Consider the following 19,669-nt stretch of genomic DNA (forward strand, 5'->3'; position numbering starts at 1 on the left):
GGAGTCGCGGAGGGCCCCTTGACCGTGTTGCAGCCGGGCGCGGGGCCGATCCGCGCCGACGTCTATCTCCCCGCCGAGCCGGCCCGCCTGTTCTGGGGACGGCTGCCCTGCGCCGTCGACGAACCCGTGCTCGAGGTCGATCCGGGCGTCGAGGTGACCGTCGACACGCTCAGCCACGAGGGCCTCCTCGACGACCAGGGGTCGGATCCCGCCGCCTACTTCGGGCGCTTCGATGTCGAGGGCGTGCTCGAGGACGCGATCGCGCTCGCCGCGACGCGCACCCGCCACGTCGACGACGGCCCGCACGTCGTCACCGGTCCGATCCGGGTCCGCGGCGCGCGGCCCGGCGACGTGCTGTCGGTGCGCATCGTCGAGCTCCTGCCGCGCGTGCCCTACGGCGTCATCTCCAACCGGCACGGACGCGGCGCTCTGCCCGGCGAGTACCCGCTCGGCGGCGAGAGCGTCAGCGTCTTCGCGCGCGCCGACGGCGATCAGGGGGTCATCGACCGGGTCGAGGGCGGACCGGCGCAGGCGCGCTTCCCGCTCGCGCCGTTCCTCGGCCTCATCGGCGTCGCCGCGCCCGGAGCGGTCCGGCCGCACTCGGTGCCGCCGGACCGCTTCGGCGGCAACATCGACATCAACCTCCTCACCGAGGGGGCCACCCTGCACCTGCCCGTGCTCGCCGACGGCGCCCTCGCCTACGTCGGGGATCCGCACTTCGCGCAGGGCGACGGGGAGGTCGCGCTCACGGCGTTCGAGGCCTCGCTCCGGGCGACCGTGCGCTTCGATCTGACGCCCGGCGACGAGCCGTTCGCCCGGTTCGTGCAGGAGTTCGGCCCGGTCGCCGAGACCGACGAGCTCATCTGCCCGACGGGCCTGGACCCCGACCTCCGCGACGCGATGAAGAAGGCGGTCCGCGCCTCGATCGCCTACCTCACGACGCTGCACGGCTTCGACCACGAACACGCGTACGCCTACCTCAGCGCGGCGACCGACTTCCGCATCTCGCAGGTCGTCGACCGCACCACCGGGGTGCACGCCGCGATCCGCAAGGCCGACCTCGCGTGACGGGGCGGCACGCCGCGGCGCCCGAGCCTGAGCCGGAGGGGCTGCGGGAGGCCGTCCTCGGGTACGAGGCGGCGCTCATGGCCGACGACGTGGCGAGCCTCGACGACTGGTTCGAGTCGGGACCGGAGACCCTCCGCGGCGACGCCGGCGGGCTCCTCGTGGGTCACGAGGCCATCGCCGCGTTCCGGCGGTCGCGAGGCGGGGCGGCGAAGCGCACGATCTCGCGGCTCGAGATCCGGGCTCTCGCCGACGACCTCGGCGTGGCGGTGCTCGTGGTCGACCCGGCGGCGGGCGGCCACGGGATGCTGACCCAGGTCTGGCGCCGCGCCGGCGGCCGTTGGCGGATCGTCGCGGCGCAGGTGGCCGCGCCCGCCCCCGCCGTCGAGGGGCGGGTCTGGCGGGTGGCGGGCGCGCCGCTCGTCGCCGCACCGGCGGGTACCGGCGACGCACCGCTGGCCGGGCGCTCGGTCGCGGTCAAGGACCTCTTCGCCGTGGCCGGATTCGCCATCGGCGCCGGCAACCCGGCGTGGCTCGCCGAGGCGGCGCTCGAGTCCGCGACGGCGCCCGCCGTGCAGCGGCTGCTCGAGGCCGGGGCGACGATCGCGGGCATCGCCCGCACGGACGAGTTCGCCTACGCGATCGCCGGCGTCAATGCGCACTACGGCGCCCCGCCGAACGCCGCGGTTCCCGGCGCGATCCCGGGCGGCTCGACGAGCGGGCCGGCGTCGGCCGTCGCCCTCGGGCAGGCCGACATCGGGCTCGGCACCGACACGGGCGGATCGGTCCGCGTCCCGGCCTCCTACCAGGGGCTCTGGGGCCTCCGCACGACGCACGGCGCGGTCGACCGCGCCGGTCTCCTCCCGCTCGCCCCGAGCTTCGACACCGTCGGCTGGCTGACGCGCGACGCCGCGACGCTGCGGGCCGCCCTCGTCGCGACGCTCGGCGAGACGACCGAGCCGCTCGGCGATCCGCTCGTCGCGCCCCGGCTCGCCTCCGTCGCCGACGCCGCCGTGACGGCGGCCTTCGGTGAGGCGGTCCGCGCCCTCGGCATCCCCGAGGCGATCGATCCGGGTGACCTCGACGAGCTGTTCGAGACGTTCCGCGTCGTGCAGGCGGCGGAGGCCTGGGCGAGCCACGGCGCATGGCTCACCGCGCACCCGGGGGCCGTCTCGGGCGCGGTCGCGGAGCGTTTCGCGATCGCCTCGCGGGTCACCGCCGGTCAGGAGGCCGCGGCCCGCGACCGCCTCGCGGCGCACCGGGAACGGCTCGACGCGCTGCTCGGGGATCGCGTGCTCGTGCTGCCGTCGGCGTCGTCCGCGGCACCGGCGCTCGGCTCCGATCTCGAGGCGGCGCGCGCGGCCACGATGCGGCTGACCTGTATCGCGGGCATCACCGGGCGCCCGGGGCTCTCGGTGCCCCTGCTGCGCGTCCCCGCTCCGACCGGCGGCGACGCGCCGGTGGGGCTCGGACTCGTCGGACCGAGGGGATCCGACCTCGCGCTCGTCGACGTCGGAGCACGCATCGCGGCCGACCTCGCGCGACACGCGGCCGAAACACCGCGCGACTAGCCTGACGGCACCATGAGCCCCGCCGTCCCGCCGCCGATCGACCCGCCCGCGCGCCTCCTCATGGGGCCGGGCCCCATCACGGCCGATCCGCGCGTGCTCCGCGCCATGTCGGCGCAGCTGGTCGGCCAGTACGACCCGGCGATGACGGCGTACATGGCCGAGACGCAGGAGCTCTACCGGGGGGTGTTCCGAACCCGGAACGACGCCACGCTGCTGGTCGACGGGACCTCGCGGGCCGGGATCGAGGCGGCGCTCGTCTCGCTCCTCGCGCCCGGCGACCGGGTGCTGGTGCCGATCTTCGGGCGGTTCGGGCACCTGCTGCGCGAGATCGCGGAGCGCTGCGGCGCCGAGGTCCACGTCATCGAGCGCGAGTGGGGCACCGTCTTCACCGCGGCCGAGATCGAGGCGACGCTCGCCGAGGTCCGCCCGAAGCTGCTCGCGGTCGTGCACGGCGACACCTCGACGACCGTCGCGCAGCCGCTCGAGGAGCTCGGCGCCCTCGCCGCGAAGCACGGCGCGCTGCTCTACACCGACACGACGGCGTCGCTCGGCGGCAACGAGTTCTGCGCCGACGAGTGGGGCGTCGACGTCGCGACCGCCGGGCTGCAGAAGTGCCTCGGCGGCCCGTCGGGCTCGGCGCCGATCACGCTGTCGGAGGCGGCCGTCGCGGTGGTCCGGGGACGCACGAGCGTCGAGGCCGGCATCCGGTCGGCGGGCGATCCCGTCAACCCCGACCCGATCCGCAGCAATTACTTCGATCTGGGCCAGATCCTCGCGTACTGGGGCCCGCAGCGGCTCAACCACCACACCGAGGCCACGACGATGCTCTACGGCGCCCGGGAGTGCGCGCGCCTCGTGCTCGAGGAGGGCCTCGACGCGCGCATCGAACGGCACCGCGTGCACGGTGCGGCGATGACCGCCGGGCTCGTCGGCCTCGGGCTCGACCTCTTCGGCGACCAGAGCGTGCGGATGCACAACGTCGTCGGCGTGCGGATCCCCGACGGGATCGACGGCGACGCGGCCCGCGCCGCGCTGCTGGCCGACTACGGCATCGAGATCGGCACGAGCTTCGGCCCCTTGCACGGCAAGGTCTGGCGCGTCGGGGTCATGGGCTACAACGCCCGGCGCGACACCGTGCTGACGACGCTCGCCGCACTCGAGCAGATGCTCCGCCGCGGCGGCGTCGCCGTGCGGGCGGGCGCGGGCGTCGACGCGGCCCTCGAGAGCTACGCGGCATGACCGGTGCGATTCGTCGCACGCGCGGCGGCATTCCCGGCCGCGGATGCGACAGAGGGCCGCGGCCGTGAGCGCGATCCTGCGCGGCGCCGCCGCGGCGGAGCGCGTGCTCGCGCGCGCGGACGAGCTCGCGGCCCTGTCGCGGACGTCGGGCGGCATCGATCGCCGCTACCTCACCCCGGAGCACCGCGCCGCGAACGCGCTCACCGCCGGCTGGCTCGCCGATGCCGGGCTCGTCGCCTGGCAGGACGCGGCCGGCAACCAGTGCGGACGGGTGCCGGGCGCGCCGGTCGACGCTCCCGTCGTGCTGCTCGGCTCGCACCTCGACTCCGTGCCGAACGCCGGGCGGTACGACGGGATCCTCGGGGTCCTCGTCGCCCTCGAAGTCGCCGAGCGCCTGCGCGACGACGCGACGACACTGCCGTTCGCGCTCGAGATCGTCGGGTTCGCCGACGAGGAGGGCACCCGCTTCGGAGCCACCCTGCTCGGCTCGCGGGCCGTCGCCGGCACCTGGGACCCGGCGTGGGCCGAGCTGCGCGACGAGAACGGCGTCACCCTTCGCGAGGCGGCGCGCGGCTTCGGCCTCGACCCCGACCGGGTGGGTGAAGCGTCCCGCGCCGGCGAGCTCGTGGCCTACCTGGAGGCGCATATCGAGCAGGGGCCGCGTCTCGAGCGGGCCGACCGGGCGCTCGGCGTGGTCACCCGGATCGCCGCGGCCGAGCGCCGCCTGCTCACGCTGAGGGGGGAGACCCGTCACGGCGCCACCCCGTGGGACATGCGCCACGACGCGCTCCTCGGCTTCGCGGAGGCCGATCTCGCCATCGAGCGCATCGTGCGCGACGCGGGCGCGTACGCCACCGTCGGGCACGTGGCGGTCCAGCCCGACGCGGTCAACGTCATCCCCGGCCTCGCCGAGTTCAGCCTCGACCTGCGCGACGCGACGGAGGAGGGCCGCGACGCTGCCTGGGAGCTGGTGCACGCCGAGCTGGTGGGCCTCGCCGACGCGCGCGGGCTGCGGCTCGACGTCGCCTCGACCCACCGCGCCGACGCGTGCATCGCCGATCCTCGGCTCCGGAACGCGATCGCGACCGGCATCGCGGCCACCGGCGACGCCGAGCCGATGGAGCTGTTCAGCGTCGCGGGCCACGACGCGATGGCGATCGCCGCGGCCGCGCCGGTCGCGATGCTGTTCGTCCGCTGCGCCGGCGGCATCAGTCACGCCCCCGAGGAGTCGGTGCGCGCTGACGACGTCGCCCTCGCGATCGACGCGCTCGAGGCCGCGGTGCGCGACCTCGCCCGCGGCGCCGCATCGGCCTCCTGACGCGCGCGTCCCGCTGGCGCGTGCAGGGCGGCCGGACGGCGGGGCCGCGTCAGCGGTCGATGTCGGCGCCGTCCCAGAGGTCGCCGCACTCGACGTCGTCGGCTCCGTGGGTGCGCAGGTAGGGGCCCGCGCCCCGGTCGCCGTGCACCGATGCGGCGATCGCCTTCCAGTGGTCGCGCCCGAGCAGCACCGGGTGCCCGGGGCGCCCGTCGTAGACCGCCCGGCGGAGGGCGGCCGGGGTGGCGCCGGCGGCGACGCGCGCGGCCGCCGCGACCGGCATCCCGGGGAGGTCGACCAGCGTGACGAGCGCCGCATCGCCCGAGGCCGCCGCCAGCCCCGCCCGGAGCGATGCGGCGACGCCCTCGTCCCAGTCCGCCGCGACGACGACCTCGGCATCCGTCGGCACGATCGCCGCCCCGAGCACCGCGATCACGCGGTCGCAGCCCGCCTGACGCAGCACGTCGACCGCGTGCGCCAGCCAGCCCTCGCGGAGGGCTTTCGGACCGCCGGCGCGCGTGCCGGCGCCGGCCGCCAGCACGATCCCGACGAGGCCCGTCATCGCTACAGTTGAGCACATGATCGCGCCGTCCGAGGAGCAGCTCGGGGCCGCGCTCGGGGTGCGGCGCTGGGTCGACGAGATCGCGGCCGGCGCGCCCTACCCGGACCTCGCGGCGCTGCTGGACGCCGCTGCCGCCGCGACGCCGCTCAGCCCGGGCGAGATCGACGAGGCCATGGCGCACCACCCGCGGATCGGCGAGCGCCCGTCGGGCGAGGGCGCCGCGCAGGCCTTCAGCCGTCGCGAGCAGGCCTCCGCGGACGCGGACGATGCGGAGGCCAACGCGGCGATCGCGGCCGGCAACGCCGCCTACGAGGAGCGCTTCGGCCGGGTCTTCCTGATCCGCGCGGCGGGCCGCACGCGCGCCGAGATCCTCGCCGAGCTGCGGCGCCGGCTCGAGCTCGACGACGCGACGGAGCTCGCGATCGTCGGCGAGCAGTTGCGCGAGATCGCGCTCCTGCGGCTCCGCTCGACGTTCGAGGCGGCGGCGTGAGCCGGATCACGACCCACGTCCTCGACGCGGTCCGCGGCCGGCCGGCGGCGGGCGTCGCGGTCACGCTGAGCGGGCCCGGCGGCACGGTCGCGACCGGCGCGACCGACGACGACGGCCGCATCCGCGAGCTCGGCCCGGAGGAGCTCCCGGAGGGCGACTATCGGATCGAGTTCGCGACGGGCGCGTGGTTCGACGCGCAGGGCGTCGACGCGTTCTACCCGCGCGTCGTCATCGACTTCCGGCTGGGCTCCGGCCACCACCACGTGCCGCTGCTCCTGTCGCCCTTCGCGTACTCCACCTATCGCGGGTCCTGAGCCGCGCGGACGCCGGCTCAGTACGCCGTGCGGGCCTCGTGCGCGAGCCACGCGTCGAAGGGGGCGGCGGCGTCGGCGGGGCGGTCCTCCTCGATCGTGACGTGCCACTCGGAGCGGGGCCGCTCGAACAGCTCGTAGAAGGCCCGGTCGTCGAAGCCGCCGCGGGCGGCGTCGTGCCGGTCCGCCGCGTAGACGACCCTGTCGATCCGCGCCCAGAGCGCCGCCGACAGGCAGAGCGGGCACGGCTCGCACGAGGTGTAGAGCGTGGCGCCCTCGAGCGAGAAGGCGCCGGCCGCCGCGCAGGCGCGCCGGATGGCGACGACCTCGGCGTGCGCGGTGGGGTCGTTGTCGCGCGTGACGCGGTTCTGCCCCTCGGCGAGCACCGCGCCGTCCGCCCCGACGACGAGCGCGCCGAACGGGCCCCCGCCCGACGCGACGTTGTCGACCGCGAGCTCGACCGCGCGGTCCAGGTGGCCCGTCATGCCGCACCCAGCGACGCGCGCCACGCCTCGTGCGCCGCGGGGGCGTCCTCCCGCGAGATGGCGGCCTCGATGAGGCCGTAGGGCCGGTCGTCGGCGTGGAACACCTCGCCGTGCTGCTCGATGCCGAAGCGGCCGATGTCGTAGTCGAAGTGGTGCTTGTTGGGCGCCGTCAGCCGGATCTCCACGATCTCGGGATGCCGGTCCAGCACCGCCGTGCCCATGTGCCACAGCGTCTGCTGCAGTGCGAGCGAGTGCAGGGTCGCGAACTGCTCGATCATGAGCGCTCGCGCGGCGTCGTAGGAGGCGTCCCAATCGACGTCGGTCCCGGCGTAGCGCCACTTCACGTCGAGCGAGGTCGCCATGATCCGGTCGTCGGTCTCCGGGAGGGTCGTGTACCCGTCCTTCAGGAAGCCGTGGAACTCGGATCCGGTCGACTTGAGGATCACGAGGTCCTTGAGCCCCGCGATCACGTACTCGCCGGTCGCGTCGACGGTCACGGCCGCGGTGCGCACCTCCTGCCCCTTCCGCAGGAAGGTGTGGTCGTGCTCGGCGCCGCCGACCACCGCGCGCTCCCAGGCGTACTCCTCGATCTCGATCCGGGCTCCCGTCACGGGCGCGGTCTCGGCGACGAAGTGCCGGGCGAGCTCGAGTCCGTACTGCTCGATCGTCGCGATCCCCTTCTCCTTCGCGAAGGCGTAGGCGGTGTTCTTCTGCGTGTCGGTCGGCAGCACCTTCGACTGGTCGCCGACGAGGTACGCGTCGGCGAAGTCGCCGCGCAGGGCGGTCGTCACGTTGAGGTCGACGATCTCGTGCCGGGCGGTGTCGCGCACGATCCGCACGACGCGCGACTCGGCCTTGCCGTACTGGTGCTCGAGGCGGTAGGTCATCAGCGGGTCCTTTCGAGGAGATGTCCGAGGTCGGGGGCGGCGCCCCGCAGCCAGGTGCGGCGCACCTCGCCGCGCAGCTCCCGACCGTCGTAGGCGCTCACGGGGTTCCGGTGCAGCAGCTCGCCGGCGCGGATCACGCGGCGCGCGTCGGGGGCGAAGACGGCGAGGTCGGCGTCGGCGCCCGGCGCGATCGCGCCCTTCGCGGGGGTGAGGCCCGCGAACCGGGCGGGGGCGGACGACATCCACTCGACGACGCGCTCGAGCGGGACACCGCGCCCGCGCGCCGCCGTCCAGACGGCCGACAGGCCGAGCTGGAGCCCCGCGATCCCGCCCCAGGCGACGCCGAAGTCGCCGTCGCCGGCGAACTTGAGCTCCGCGGTCGAGGGGGAGTGGTCGGTCACCACGAGGTCGATGTCGCCGTCGAGCAGCCCCCGCCAGAGCGCGTCGCGGTTCTCCTCGGAGCGGATCGGCGGCGCGCACTTGTACTGGGTCGCCCCGTTCGGCACGCCCTCCGCGGCGAGCGAGAGGTAGTGCGGACAGGTCTCGACCGTGATCGGCAGCCCCTCGGCGCGCGCGGCGCGCAGCTCGGGGAGGGCGGCGGCGGACGACAGGTGCAGGATGTGGGCCCGCGCGCCCGTCCGACGCACGCCCGCGATCACGTTCGAGATCGCCGCGACCTCCGCCTCGTCGGGCCGCGACGCCACGTAGCGCCCGTAGTCGGGTCCGCCCGCGTTCGCGTGGTCGTGGAGCACGCGGGGGTCCTCGGCGTGCACGATGAGCAGCCCTCCGAATCCGGCGATCTCCTCGAGCGCGGCGTCGAGCTGCCGCGCGTCGAGGTGTCCGAACTCCGGCACCCCGCTCGGCGCCAGGAAGCACTTGAACCCGAAGACTCCGGCCTCCCAGAGGCCGCGCAGCGATCCCAGGTTCTCGGGCACGGCGCCGCCCCAGAAGCCGACGTCGATCCGCACCGCGCCGCGGGCGGCCTCCTGCTTGACCCGGAGGTTCTCGACCGTGGTGGTCGGCGGGATGCTGTTGAGCGGCATGTCGAGCACGGCGGTCACCCCGCCGGCCGCGGCGGCCGCGGTCGCGGAGGCGAAGCCCTCCCAGTCGGTGCGGCCCGGCTCGTTGATGTGCACGTGCGTGTCGACGAGCCCTGGCAGCAGGACCTCGTCGGGGGCGAGTACGACGGTCTCGGCGGCCGGCTCGGGCCCGGCGTCGAGGGTCGCGACCCGCCCGTCGCGCACGCCGACGGCCGCCTCGCGGAAGGCGCCGTCGACGAGGGCCCGCCCGCGGACCACGAGGTCGAGGCTCATGCGGCCAGCTCCGCGCCGATCTCGCCGAGGGCCGTCGCGTAGGCGACGTCGTCCCCGGGGGAGCGGCCCGGCCCGCCGGAGAGGTTCACGCCGACCACGCCGTCGAGGGCGAGCAGCTCACGCCCGAGCGCCACCGCCGCCTCGGCGCCCGCGGCCCGCGGGTCGGCGGCCGCGAGGATGCCGTCGAGGTACCCGGCCGGCAGCGCGAGGGCCGTGAAGCTCCGCAGCAGCTCCGCGCTCCCCCGGTCGACGACGACCGGGATGCACGGGATGAAGTCCATCGCGACCCCGAGCGCTCTCGCCTCCGCGATGAACCGCGCGACGGGGCCGACCCCGCCGGCGTGGTTGACGAAGCAGACGACGGCACCGGCGCGCTCCTTCTCGCGCAGCCGCGCGGCGCGACGCCCGATCGGCGGCGCGGCGGGCGACTCGGCCACCGAGACGCGCAGGCCGGCGGCCCGGGCGAGCGCGGCGAGCCCGGTGCTGTCGAGATCGAAGACGGGGGCGGCGTCCGGTCGCGAACCGGTCAGCGTGTGGTCGCCCGTGACGCAATGCACCCCGAGGACCCCGGCGTCGGCGAGCGCCGCGAGCTCGCCCTCGAGCGCGACGCGGTTGCGGTCGCGGCAGGTGAGCCCGCTCCACACGGGGAGACCGGCATCCATGAGCAGGCGTGCGCGGTAGGCCGGCGGGAACTGCACCCGCTCCGCACCCGAGTCGCCGGCGAGCACGGCGCCCACCCGGCCGCGCAGGGCGTCGGCGCACGCCGCGAGCGAGGCCCGGTCCATCGGCCGCGCGGGGAGGTCCGCGACGACGATCCGGTCGAGCCCGGAGGGACCGCCGCGCGCCTCGGGTCCCGGCCAGGTCACGGTCGGCTCGTCGACGAAGGCGCAGCGAAGGCCCCCGATCTCGCAGCCGCCGTCGTCGGCGACGCCGCCGCACGGGCCGAACGTCATGTGCTTGGGGCAGGCGGTGCCGGCGCTGCGGGGATCGAGCAGGTCAGCCCGCACGGCGCGTCACCGTCCAGCCGTCCCCGCCCCGGGTGTCGGCGTGCCGGGCGTACTCGAGCCGGCGGGAAGCGGTCGCGGGGTCGCCCTGCCAGAAGGCGAGCCGGTGCGGCACGACGCGGTAGCCGATCCAGCTCGGCGCCGGGGCGAAGCCGTCCGCGTGCGCGGCTGCGAACCCCGCCCACGCCGAGCGGCGGTCGTCGAGCGGCAGGGTCGCGAACTCGTCGGTGTTCTGCCAGGCGAGCTGCTGGAGGTACGGGGAGCGGCGGGCGTACGCCGCGCGATCCGCCTCCGCACCGGCCGGCTCGGCGCGACCCTGCACGACGAGCTGGTGCGCGTCGGCGGCGAGGTGCATGACGAGCGCGACCGCGGGGTCCGCGGCGAGCTGCGCCGCCTTCCGCGACCGCGCGTCGGTGTGCAGCAGGAAGCCGTCGCGGCTCCAGCCGCTGAGGAGCACGGTCCGCGCGTCGGGCACGCCGCCGTCGAGGGTGGCGAGGGTCATGGTGGGACGCACGGGGTCCTCGTCGTCGGGCAGCCAGGCGGCGACGAGCTCCCACGGGTCGGTCGGCGGCTCGTCCGGCAGGTGGAGGACCGCGGTGGCGCCGGCGCGGGCGGCCGCGGGGCTCACGCGGCGCCGCCGCGGAAGCCGGCGATCTCGTGCAGCGCCTCGACGCCGCTGCGGATGCCGCGCTCCACGAGCTCGGCGCCGTGCTCCGCGTTCGCGCCCGTCGCGTCGCCGATCACCCCCGCGGGGTCGAAGTCGTTCGAGAGCCAGCCGAAGCTGACCGCCCCGCCGTTGAACTTGAGGTGGCGCAGCGCCGCCACGTCCTCCGGGATCCAGCGCGCGGCCTTGCTGATGTCGACGAGGTCGGGGCGCAGGTGCAGGATCACGCTCGTCTCGCCGTAGCCGCCGTGGATGCCGAGCCCCTTCTCGTCGGGCGACCCGTTCGCGCCGTCTCCCGCGGCTCCCGCCCCGGTGCCCATGAGGAAGGTGCGCAGCCCGTAGAGGCGCCGGATCTCGCGGAGCGCGACCTGCAGGAGGGCGACGTTGCCGCCGTGCCCGTTGAAGAACACGAGCGTGCGCGCCGGGGTCCGCGACACCGACTCGCCGATCTCGACGACCGTGCGCATGAGGGTCTCCCAGCCGATCCAGACCGTGCCCGGCGCCCAGTGGTGCTCGTCCGACTTCGAGTAGGCGATCGCCGGCAGCCGCCAGACATCGAGGCCGTCCTCGACGGCGGCGTCGACGAGCCGGCGCGAGATGAGGTCGGCCATGAGGTAGTCGGTGGCGAGCGGCAGGTGGGGTCCGTGGTGCTCGATCGACCCGACCGGCAGGACGACGACGGAGTCCGACGTGAGCGTGTCGGCGAGCACGGGCCCGGCGAGCTCGGTCAGCTCGCGCGTCATCGGGTCGCCCCCGGCGCGGCGGCCTCCTCGGCGGCCTGCGCCGCGGCCCCGAGCACCTTGGTGTGCTGCCGGCCGGTCTCGACCGTGGGCTCCGCGAGCTTGCCGGGGTTGAGTAGCCCGTGCGGGTCGGTCTCGGCCGCCAGCTCGGCCGTGCGCTCCGGCTGGTAGTCGACGAACCACTGGTGCGGGTTGTGGAATCCGATGCCCAGCTCGCGGATCTTCGCGAAGCCCGCGTAGACGTCCTCCGCGCCCGTGTAGCGGCCTGCGAGCATGCCGATCGGGCCCTGTTGCTGCCCCTCGATGTGCAGCATCCCGCCGGGGTAGATCGCCTGCAGCTCGTCGACCCGGTCGATGAGCCCCTCGCCGCCGACCTCGACGTGGAAGTAGGTGTCGGGGTAGGCCTTCTGCAGCCACTCGATCGGGTGGTTGTAGCTCGTCATGGACACCCGCATGGTGTGCTGCGCCCCCTCCTTCACCGCCTCCACCCGGCCGCCGGCCTCCTCGACGAGGCGCGTCGCCTCGGGGACACTGGCGACGTCGAGGATCGCGCGCAGGCTCGCGCGCCCGGCGGGCAGCCCCTCGTCGGCGGGCAGCGCCTCCGCGAGCGTCGGCTGGTCGCCGGAGACGAGGCGCGGGGTCGGCTGCAGCTGCGAGAACGTGCGGATGAGGCGGAAGGCGTCGTGGTAGTCCTCGAAGCTCGCGTAGAACGCGCGCCACTCCTGCAGCGGCTCGAGTGCGACCTTGACCCGCGCGATGATGCCGGCCGTGCCGTAGTTGTGGATGTACGGCTCGGTCGCCTCGCCGACCAGGTGGATGAGCTCCGCGTCCGGCACCGCGTGCACGACGTCGGCCTCGAGCACGTATCCGGTGTGCAGCATGCCGTTCTTGATCGACCCGGTGCCGCCGGAGCCGCCCGAGACGAAGCCGCCGATCGTCGAGTTGGCCGTCGACGGGTACATGAGCACCTGCTGGCCGGCCCGGTTCGCGGCCTGCTCGACCGCGACCATCGTCGCACCGGCCTCCGCGACGAGCCAGCCGTCACCGACCTCGCTGATGGCGCGCGCCTTCGAGGTGTCGAGAACGAGTCCGCCCTCGAACGGGATCGACTGCCCGTAGTTGCCGGTCCCCTTGCCGCGGGGCGTGATCGGGACGCCGTGGCGCACGGCGGCTCCGACGACGAGCGCGATCTCCTCCGCCGATCCCGGGTAGGCGACAAGCTGTGCGCGACCGAGCGGCAGCTGCTCGCTGATCACGGGGGAGAGGTAGGAGCCGTCGCGCGACGCCCGGTCGAGGGCGGCGTCCTCCGTGCTCACCGCCTTGTCGCCGATCAGCTCGCGGAGCTCGGCGGCGAGGGCCTCGATGGTCGGGGCGTCGACGCGGGTGGTGCTCATGGTGGTGCCTTTCAGTGCATGACCATCCCGCCGGTGACGTTGATCGCCTGGCCGGTCAGGTAGTCGGAATCGGAGGAGGCGAGGAACAGGGCGACGCCCGCCACGTCGGAGGGCTCGCCGAGCCGGCCGAGGGGCGACCAGCTCGACCAGAGCGCCACGTCCTCCTCGGTGCGGGTCGCGGCGCCCATGTCGGTGAGGATGAAGCCGGGGCAGAGCGCGTTCGCGGTGATGTGGTGGCATCCCCACTCCAGCGCGGCCGCCCGCGTGAGGGCGACGACCGCGGACTTCGATGCGGCGTAGTGCGCCTCGTTCGCGCCGCCCTTCTTGGCGGCCATGCTCGCCAGGTTGATGATCTTGCCGCCGTGGTCGGCGTCGAGCCAGTGGCGCGCCGCCGTCTGCATGGTCGTGAGCATCGCGCGGGCGTTGATCGCGAACATGCGGTTCCAGTCCTCGACGGTGATGTCGAGCAGCGGCTTCAGCTGCAGGATGCCGGCCGAGTTGACCAGCACGTCGAGGCCGCCGAGGCCCATGATCGCGGCGCGCACGGCGTCCTCGGTGCCGGCGGGGTCGAGCAGGTCGACCTCGTGGAAGGCGCCGCCGATCGAGTCCGCGGTGGCGCGCCCCTCCTCGGCGAGGCGGTCGAGGATCGCCACCCGTGCGCCCTCCCGGGAGAAGCGGGCGGCGATCTCGCCGCCGATGCCGCGGGCCCCGCCGGTGACCACGACCCGCGCGCCGTCGAGGCGTCGGGAGGCGGGCACCGGCAGGGCGTCGTTCATCGCGAGCGGATCCGTCGGCTCAGAAGCCGAGGCTGATCTTCTTGTCGATGAACTCGTTGGTGAAGAGATCGCTCGCCTTCAGGCCGGCCTTCGGCGCGGAGCCGGTGGCCGTGAAGATCGGCGTGTCGATGTCGATGATCTTCTGGATGCGCGACTCGTCCATGTCGCCGACGTAGCCGTTGTCCCCGTCGGACGCGATCTTGAGGTCCTTCATCGTCTTCACGCCGTACGCCGCGACCTGCGCGTCGTAGACCCAGCCGTTGTTGTAGGCGGTCACGAGGTCGACGATCAGCTTGTTGGCCGCGGTCGGGTCCTTGAAGTAGTCCACGTCGGCCTGCTGCAGGACCGGCACGAGCTTCTTGAGGCACGGCGTCAGCTTCTCGAGGTCGCCGGTGCGCACCGAGAGCGCCTCCGGGTAGATCGGGTAGCCGGCGTCGTTGATGGTCTGGAACGCGACCTTCTTGTTCCAGGCCGCGACCTCGTGCGAATAGATGTACGGCTCGGCGGTCGCGAAGCCCTGCTGGCCCGAGACGCCCTTGTCGGCGACGAACTTCGCCGGGGTCCCGTCGTAGCTGCCGTCCGTCTGGCTCTCCTTGAGGATGCCGGCGCCGGTCAGGTACGACATGTACGCCGCGCCCTTGAAGTACCGCACGGTCGCGCCGGGCTTCAGCGCCTCGCCGAGCTCCTTGATGGTCTTGACCTTCGGGTAGACCGACGGGTCCCACATGATCATCTGCGGGGACGTGTCGTTCTCGGCCATGACCGCGGTCATCGGGAACTTGTCGCTGAACTGCACGGCCTCGTCGGTCGAGATGTAGCCCATCGTGATCGACTTGTCGGAGTAGACCTGCGAGCTGACCGTCTGGTAGCCGATGGCGGGGCCGCCGGAGCGGACCTCGATCTTGACCCCGGTGGGGGCGCCCTGCGAGTAGAGGTCGCCCGTGACGATCTTCTTGTCGGAGTCGATCTTGGGGTTCGGTCCGACCATCTCGTAGAGCTGGCCGTGGTCGGCCTCCGGGTTCCAGTCGGTCTGGAACACGATCGTCGAGGGGCAGACGCTCGCGAGGTCGACCTTGGCGCCCTTGGCGGCGGCCGGGGTCGAGTCGCCGCCGCTGCCGCCGCCGGAGCAGGCGGCGAGCAGGGCGGCGCTCGCCGCGGCGAGGCCGATCACGGCGAGGATGCGCGGTCTGTGGTGCATGGGATCTCCTGTCGGGAACGTGAGGTGGAGCAGGGGATGGTGCGGTGGTGCCGGTGGTGGGATCAGAACTCGTACCAGCGGCCGATGGCCAGCCGGGCGAGGGCGCCGAAGACGACGAACACCAGGACGCCGAGGAGCGACGCGGTGAGGATCGCGGCGAAGGTGCCGGGGCCGTTGAGGCGCGAGGTGGCGACCTGGATGAGGACGCCGAGGCCCGGCGTCCCGCGCTGGAAGAACTGGTCGCCCACGATCGCGCCGATGACGCTCAGGCCCGCCGCCGTCCGCAGGCCGACGAAGATCGACGGGAGCGCCGCGGGGAAGCGGAGCTTCACGAGCGTGGTCAGCCGGCCGGCGCCCTGCAGCTGGAACAGCTCCCGCTGCCCCTTGTCGGCCGAGAGCAGGCCGAACAGGGTGTTCGACACGAGCGGGAAGAGCGAGATCATCGTCGTGACGAGCACCCGGCTGAAGAACTCGTAGCCGAACAGGGTGCCGATGAGCGGCACGAGCGCGAGGATCGGGATGCACTGCAGCACGACCGCGTACGGGTAGAAGGAGCGCTCGACCCACTTCGCCTGCGCCATGAGCGTCGCCCACAGGACGCCGATCACGATCGCGGCCGCGAGGCCGGTGAGGGCGACCAGGCTCGAGTTGAGCAGGTTCTGCCGCAGCTGCGGGCCGAAGAAGGGGTCCCAGAGCTGGGCGACCACCTGGTGCGGGTACGGCCAGAGCCAGGTCTGCTTCTGGACCTTGTCGTAGTAGAAGGCGATCAGGTAGGCGACGCCGACGAGGCCGATGAAGACGACGACCGGCTGCCAGACCGACATGTAGCGACGGCCGCGGTAGACCGCGCGGCGCAGCTCGCGGGTCTCGTTGCGCTCGACGGCGGTCGTCGAGGAGACCAGGGATCCGGACATCAGCTGTGCCCCTCTCGGAGAGCGTGCGAGACCTGGCCGACGAGCTCGGCGAACTCGGCGGTGAAGCGGATGTCGGGGTCGCGCGGCATCGGGAACGGCACCTCGAACTCGTCGACGATGGTGCCGGGCCGGCCCGACATGACGATGACGCGGGTCGAGAGGTAGACCGCCTCCGACACCGAATGGGTGATGAACAGCCCCGCGAACCGCTTCTCGACGAAGAGCCGCAGCAGCTCGTCGTTGAGGCGCTCGCGGGTGATCTCGTCGAGGGCGCCGAACGGCTCGTCGAAGAGGAAGAGCTCGGGGTCGAGGGTGAGCGAGCGCGCGAGCGAGGTGCGCATCTTCATGCCGCCCGAGAGCTGCTTCGGCAGGCTCTTCTCGAAGCCGGTGAGGCCGACGAGGTCGATGGCCTCCTGCGCCTTCGCGGCGCGCGCCGCCTTCGGCGTCCTGTGCAGCTCCGCGAGCAGCTCAACGTTGCGCTGCACGGTGCGCCACTGCAGCAGGGTCGCGTCCTGGAACACGTAGCCGATGCGGTTCGTCGTCGTCGTCGCGCTGCCGTGGCTGTGCTTCTCGAGCCCCGACGCGATCCGCAGCAGCGTCGACTTGCCGCAGCCGGACGGTCCCACCACGGTGACGAACTCGCCGCGCTTCACGGTCAGGTCGACGTCGTGCAGTGCGACCACCCCGTTCGGGAAGGTCATCTCGACGTCGCGGAAGTCGAGCAGGGTGTCGGTCGCGGTGGCGGCCGGGGGAGAGATGACGCTCATCGAGCTGCCTCCAGGAGGGGGGAGCGGGCGGATGCCGGCGCGGCGACGTGCCGGGTGAGCTCGGACCGGGCGACGATCCGGCCGGCGTGGAGGACGATGCGGTCGGCCGGCGCGCTCGCGACGACCTCGGCGAGCCCGGAGGCGCGCACGGCGAGCAGGTCGGCGGCGGCACCCGGGACGGGTCCGGCGGCGGGCAGGCCCATGACCTCGCGGGCGCCGTCGGCGACGAGGCCGTACGCCTCGTCGATCGTCAGGTGCCCGGCGACGACGAGCAGCATGGCGGTCTCGAGCGCGTCGCCGCGGCCGAGCGGGTTGAAGGGGTCGCGCACGTTGTCGGCGCCGGCGGCGACCCGGGCTCCGGCGTCGAGGAGGGTGCGCAGCGCGGTGAGGCCGCGCGGGGTGCCGACCGGCGACTCCCAGCCCTGGAGGTAGAGGTTGGTGATCGGGTTCGCGATCACGCCGACGCGCGAGGCGACCACCTCGGCGACCACGGGGGCGAGCTCCGCGTCGGTCATCATCCCGAGGCGCACGCAATGCCCTGCGGAGACGTTCTGCGGCCAGTCGCGCACGATGCGGGCGAACTCGAGGAGGGTGTCGGCGCCATCGAGGCTCTCGTCGGTGTGCAGGTCGACCGGGGTCCCGCGGCGCTCGGCGATCGCGAGGAGGCGGCGGAGGTCGGTGACCGGGTCCGCCGCGAGGTGCGGGGCGCCTCCGACCGCGTCGACCCCCGCGTCGAGCGCGGCCTCGACGGCCGCGTCCGGCGCCTCGGGGCCGGCGAGGGCCACGAGCTCCAGGTCCATGAGGCCCGCCAGGTGCTCGCGTACCGTGACCAGCGCGCGCACCCCGCGCAGGGCGTCGCCGGTCGTGAGGATGTCGACGTGGGTGCGGATCGCGGTCGTGCCGTTCGCGAGCATCTCGAGCGCCTGCGCGAGGGCGCGTTCGGCGATGTCGTCCTCGGTCATCGAGATCGTGTGCGCCTTCCAGGAGGCGATGGCGAGGCCGAGGTCGCCCATCGGCGGCTGGATCGCATCCCAGGAGCGCGCCTTGTCGAGGTGGGCGTGCGGGTCGGCGGCCGCGGTGAGCAGGGTGTAGCCGGTGAGGTCGAGCTCGTCCGGTCCGACGGTGCCGCCGGCGGCCGGGACGACGGCCTCCACGCGTCCGCGCGCGAGCCTCACGTCGACCGTGCTGCCATCGGCGAGAGCGGCGCCGCGCAGGGCGCTCACCGGCATCGGCAGCTCGGGCACGGGCGGCTCCTCGGGGGCGGGGAATGTTGATGGGCTCAACACCCCTGACGCTAGAAACCGTTCGTTTCGAGCGTGTGACGGATCCGTCTCGGCACGTAAACTCCTGCGGCCGACCGTCTTCTGCGGCCGACCCGCTGTGGTTGTCTGTCCACGCCCGCCCCGCGAGAGGAGTCCGCCGTCAGCACCATCGACGCCGCGCCCGATGCCGCCGCCGCCCAGATCGGCCCCCGGATCCGGCGCGTCCGGCACACCCGCGGGCTCACCCTGGTCCAGCTGGCCGACCGCGCCGAGCTCTCGCATCCCTTCCTGAGCCAGCTCGAACGCGGCCTCGCGCGGCCGAGCTTCACCTCGCTCGAGCGGATCGCCCGCGCCCTCGGCACGAGCCAGCTGGAGCTGCTCGCCGGCGCGGAGGAGGACGCGGATGCGCGCCGCGACCAGCCGGCCGTGAGCGTCGTCCGCCGCGGCGACGGCACGCAGGGCGCCTACGGCGAGGGCGACGCGCGCATGCTCGTCCACGGCCACCGCCGCTTCCACCCGATGGAGATCACGGGAGCGAACCGCGACTGGGGCGTGCTGTTCTCGCACGCCGAGGACGAGTTCCTGTACGTGCTCGACGGCCGCATCGAGCTCGACCTCGGGCCCGAGGGGATGTTCGTGCTCGCGACCGGCGACGCCGTGCACTGCGACGGTGGGGTGCCGCACCGCTGGCGTGCGATGGGTGACGAGGGCTACCGGCTGCTCGTGGTCAAGGACGCGCCCCGGCGGCTGTGAGGATGATGCCGTGAACCGCCCCCGCTCCTCCGACGTCGACCCGGTCGTGCTCGCGCGGACGGACGTCGCCGACGGCCTCGCCGTCCTCGAGCTCGGCCTGCCCGACGGCGCGCCGATGCCCTCGTGGGAGCCGGGCGCCCATGTCGACGTGCTGCTGCCGTCGGGTCTCGTGCGGCAGTACTCGCTGTGCGGCGACCCCGATGCGCCCACCTGGCGGCTCGGGGTGCTGCGCGAGGCGGGCGGCCGCGGCGGCTCGGCGGAGGTGCTGCGGATCGCGACCGAGGGCCGGGTGCTCCGGCTCGCGGGACCGCGCACCCACTTCTCCTTCGACGCCCGGTCGTCGGCGCCCGCGCTGCTCATCGCCGGTGGCATCGGGATCACGCCGATCGCCCCGATGGCGGCTCTCGCCGCGGAGGCCGGGGCCGACTACGTGCTGCACTACGCGGGCCACGACGGCCGGATGGCGCTCGTCGACGCGCTGCGCGCGCGGCACGGCGACCGGCTCGTCCTGCACGTCGACGCGCGCCCGGACGTCGGGGCGCTCATCGCCGGGAGTGCGCCGGACGCGATCGTGTACTGCTGCGGTCCCGCGTCGCTCATCGATGCGGTCGAGGCGGCGTGCCTCGCCCGCGGCCGCGAGTTCCGCACCGAGCGGTTCGAGGCCGAGACGCTCACCCCGCCCGTGTGGGACGGTCCGTTCGAGGTCGAGCTGGAGGCCTCGGGGCTGACCCTGGAGGTGCCGCCGGAGCGCAGCGTGCTCGAGGTCGTCGAGGAGGCCGGCGTGCTCGTGCTCTCGTCGTGCACGGAGGGCACCTGCGGCACCTGCGAGACTCCGGTGCTCGAGGGCGAGGTCGACCACCGCGACTCGATCCTCACCCCCGCCGAGCGCGCGCGGAACGACGTCATGTTCGTGTGCGTCTCGCGCGCGGCGTGCCCGCGTCTGGTGCTCGACCTCTAGC

General features: G+C 74.2%; 21 protein-coding genes and 1 pseudogene. 9 read left to right on the top strand and 13 right to left on the bottom strand.

Annotated features, from left to right (window positions below):
- Window positions 1-24 precede the first annotated feature (24 nt).
- The 4 genes from ACTHM3_RS11230 (at window position 25) to ACTHM3_RS11245 (ending at window position 5,193) form a co-directional block, all read left to right on the top strand.
- The gene (locus ACTHM3_RS11230; RefSeq protein ID WP_440406247.1) at window positions 25-1,068 is read left to right on the top strand and encodes an acetamidase/formamidase family protein; all 1,044 of its coding nucleotides are present in this window, start codon (window positions 25-27) and stop codon (window positions 1,066-1,068) included.
- Window positions 1,065-2,636, top strand: a complete 1,572-nt coding sequence (locus tag ACTHM3_RS11235; protein WP_440406185.1) for an AtzH-like domain-containing protein — start codon at window positions 1,065-1,067, stop codon at window positions 2,634-2,636. The genes ACTHM3_RS11230 and ACTHM3_RS11235 overlap by 4 nt, the downstream gene beginning before the upstream one ends.
- Window positions 2,637-2,648: 12 nt before the next feature.
- Window positions 2,649-3,875: a pyridoxal-phosphate-dependent aminotransferase family protein gene (locus ACTHM3_RS11240; RefSeq protein WP_440406186.1), complete on the top strand. Its 1,227-nt coding sequence runs from the start codon at window positions 2,649-2,651 to the stop codon at window positions 3,873-3,875.
- Window positions 3,876-3,939: 64 nt separating this feature from the next.
- The gene (locus ACTHM3_RS11245; protein ID WP_440406187.1) at window positions 3,940-5,193 is read left to right on the top strand and encodes a Zn-dependent hydrolase; all 1,254 of its coding nucleotides are present in this window, start codon (window positions 3,940-3,942) and stop codon (window positions 5,191-5,193) included.
- Window positions 5,194-5,242: 49 nt separating this feature from the next.
- On the opposite strand, the gene ACTHM3_RS11250 is transcribed toward ACTHM3_RS11245, so the two are convergent.
- Entirely contained in the window at window positions 5,243-5,752 is a 510-nt protein-coding gene (locus tag ACTHM3_RS11250) for a nucleotidyltransferase family protein (RefSeq protein ID WP_440406188.1), read from the bottom strand.
- Window positions 5,753-5,768: 16 nt separating this feature from the next.
- On the opposite strand from ACTHM3_RS11250, the gene uraD reads away from it, so the two are divergent.
- Together uraD and uraH are read left to right on the top strand one after the other, a co-directional pair.
- Entirely contained in the window at window positions 5,769-6,242 is a 474-nt protein-coding gene (gene uraD, locus ACTHM3_RS11255) for a 2-oxo-4-hydroxy-4-carboxy-5-ureidoimidazoline decarboxylase (RefSeq protein WP_440406189.1), read from the top strand.
- Window positions 6,239-6,556, top strand: coding sequence for a hydroxyisourate hydrolase (uraH, locus tag ACTHM3_RS11260; protein WP_440406190.1), 318 nt, complete (start codon window positions 6,239-6,241; stop codon window positions 6,554-6,556). The genes uraD and uraH overlap by 4 nt, the downstream gene beginning before the upstream one ends.
- Window positions 6,557-6,573: 17 nt before the next feature.
- Here the strand turns inward: uraH and ACTHM3_RS11265 are convergent, their stop codons facing one another.
- The 12 genes from ACTHM3_RS11265 to ACTHM3_RS11320 all read right to left on the bottom strand — a co-directional run bounded on the left by ACTHM3_RS11265 (window position 6,574) and on the right by ACTHM3_RS11320 (window position 17,939).
- A complete protein-coding gene (locus ACTHM3_RS11265) occupies window positions 6,574-7,038 on the bottom strand; it encodes a nucleoside deaminase (RefSeq protein ID WP_440406191.1) in 465 nt (154 codons plus the stop codon).
- Window positions 7,035-7,925, bottom strand: coding sequence for a factor-independent urate hydroxylase (gene pucL / locus ACTHM3_RS11270; RefSeq protein WP_440406192.1), 891 nt, complete (start codon window positions 7,923-7,925; stop codon window positions 7,035-7,037). The genes ACTHM3_RS11265 and pucL overlap by 4 nt, the downstream gene beginning before the upstream one ends.
- Window positions 7,925-9,238, bottom strand: coding sequence for an allantoinase AllB (gene allB, locus ACTHM3_RS11275; RefSeq protein WP_440406193.1), 1,314 nt, complete (start codon window positions 9,236-9,238; stop codon window positions 7,925-7,927). Before allB ends, pucL begins: the two co-directional genes overlap by 1 nt.
- Window positions 9,235-10,245 (bottom strand): methylenetetrahydrofolate reductase C-terminal domain-containing protein, encoded by a 1,011-nt coding sequence (locus ACTHM3_RS11280; RefSeq protein WP_440406194.1) that lies wholly within the window; start codon window positions 10,243-10,245, stop codon window positions 9,235-9,237. The genes allB and ACTHM3_RS11280 overlap by 4 nt, the downstream gene beginning before the upstream one ends.
- On the bottom strand, window positions 10,235-10,870 hold the full coding sequence (locus ACTHM3_RS11285; RefSeq protein ID WP_440406195.1) for a pyridoxamine 5'-phosphate oxidase family protein: 636 nt from the start codon (window positions 10,868-10,870) through the stop codon (window positions 10,235-10,237). Before ACTHM3_RS11285 ends, ACTHM3_RS11280 begins: the two co-directional genes overlap by 11 nt.
- Complete coding sequence (locus tag ACTHM3_RS11290) at window positions 10,867-11,649, bottom strand: creatininase family protein (RefSeq protein ID WP_440406196.1); 783 nt, start codon at window positions 11,647-11,649, stop codon at window positions 10,867-10,869. The genes ACTHM3_RS11285 and ACTHM3_RS11290 overlap by 4 nt, the downstream gene beginning before the upstream one ends.
- Window positions 11,646-13,040, bottom strand: coding sequence for an FAD-binding oxidoreductase (locus ACTHM3_RS11295; protein ID WP_440406197.1), 1,395 nt, complete (start codon window positions 13,038-13,040; stop codon window positions 11,646-11,648). Before ACTHM3_RS11295 ends, ACTHM3_RS11290 begins: the two co-directional genes overlap by 4 nt.
- 11 nt (window positions 13,041-13,051) lie before the next feature.
- Window positions 13,052-13,816: an SDR family NAD(P)-dependent oxidoreductase gene (locus tag ACTHM3_RS11300; RefSeq protein WP_440406198.1), complete on the bottom strand. Its 765-nt coding sequence runs from the start codon at window positions 13,814-13,816 to the stop codon at window positions 13,052-13,054.
- 19 nt (window positions 13,817-13,835) lie between these two features.
- Entirely contained in the window at window positions 13,836-15,014 is a 1,179-nt protein-coding gene (locus tag ACTHM3_RS11305; protein WP_440406199.1) for an ABC transporter substrate-binding protein, read from the bottom strand.
- A gap of 62 nt (window positions 15,015-15,076) precedes the next feature.
- Window positions 15,077-15,928, bottom strand: a complete 852-nt coding sequence (locus ACTHM3_RS11310; RefSeq protein ID WP_440406200.1) for an ABC transporter permease — start codon at window positions 15,926-15,928, stop codon at window positions 15,077-15,079.
- Entirely contained in the window at window positions 15,928-16,695 is a 768-nt protein-coding gene (locus tag ACTHM3_RS11315; RefSeq protein WP_440406201.1) for an ABC transporter ATP-binding protein, read from the bottom strand. Before ACTHM3_RS11315 ends, ACTHM3_RS11310 begins: the two co-directional genes overlap by 1 nt.
- On the bottom strand, window positions 16,692-17,939 hold the full coding sequence (locus tag ACTHM3_RS11320; protein WP_440406202.1) for an amidohydrolase family protein: 1,248 nt from the start codon (window positions 17,937-17,939) through the stop codon (window positions 16,692-16,694). Before ACTHM3_RS11320 ends, ACTHM3_RS11315 begins: the two co-directional genes overlap by 4 nt.
- Before the next feature lie 219 nt (window positions 17,940-18,158).
- Between ACTHM3_RS11320 and ACTHM3_RS11325 the strand changes: the two are divergent.
- The 3 genes and pseudogenes from ACTHM3_RS11325 to ACTHM3_RS11335 form a co-directional block, all read left to right on the top strand.
- Window positions 18,159-18,320: pseudogene (locus tag ACTHM3_RS11325) on the top strand (helix-turn-helix domain-containing protein); the annotation flags it as partial.
- A gap of 63 nt (window positions 18,321-18,383) precedes the next feature.
- On the top strand, window positions 18,384-18,710 hold the full coding sequence (locus ACTHM3_RS11330) for a cupin domain-containing protein (RefSeq protein ID WP_440406203.1): 327 nt from the start codon (window positions 18,384-18,386) through the stop codon (window positions 18,708-18,710).
- Window positions 18,711-18,720: 10 nt separating this feature from the next.
- Window positions 18,721-19,668 (top strand): PDR/VanB family oxidoreductase, encoded by a 948-nt coding sequence (locus tag ACTHM3_RS11335; protein ID WP_440406204.1) that lies wholly within the window; start codon window positions 18,721-18,723, stop codon window positions 19,666-19,668.
- Window position 19,669: the final 1 nt, after the last annotated feature.

This window comes from Pseudolysinimonas sp., from assembly GCF_051954455.1.
Taxonomy (GTDB): Bacteria; Actinomycetota; Actinomycetes; order Actinomycetales; family Microbacteriaceae; genus Pseudolysinimonas.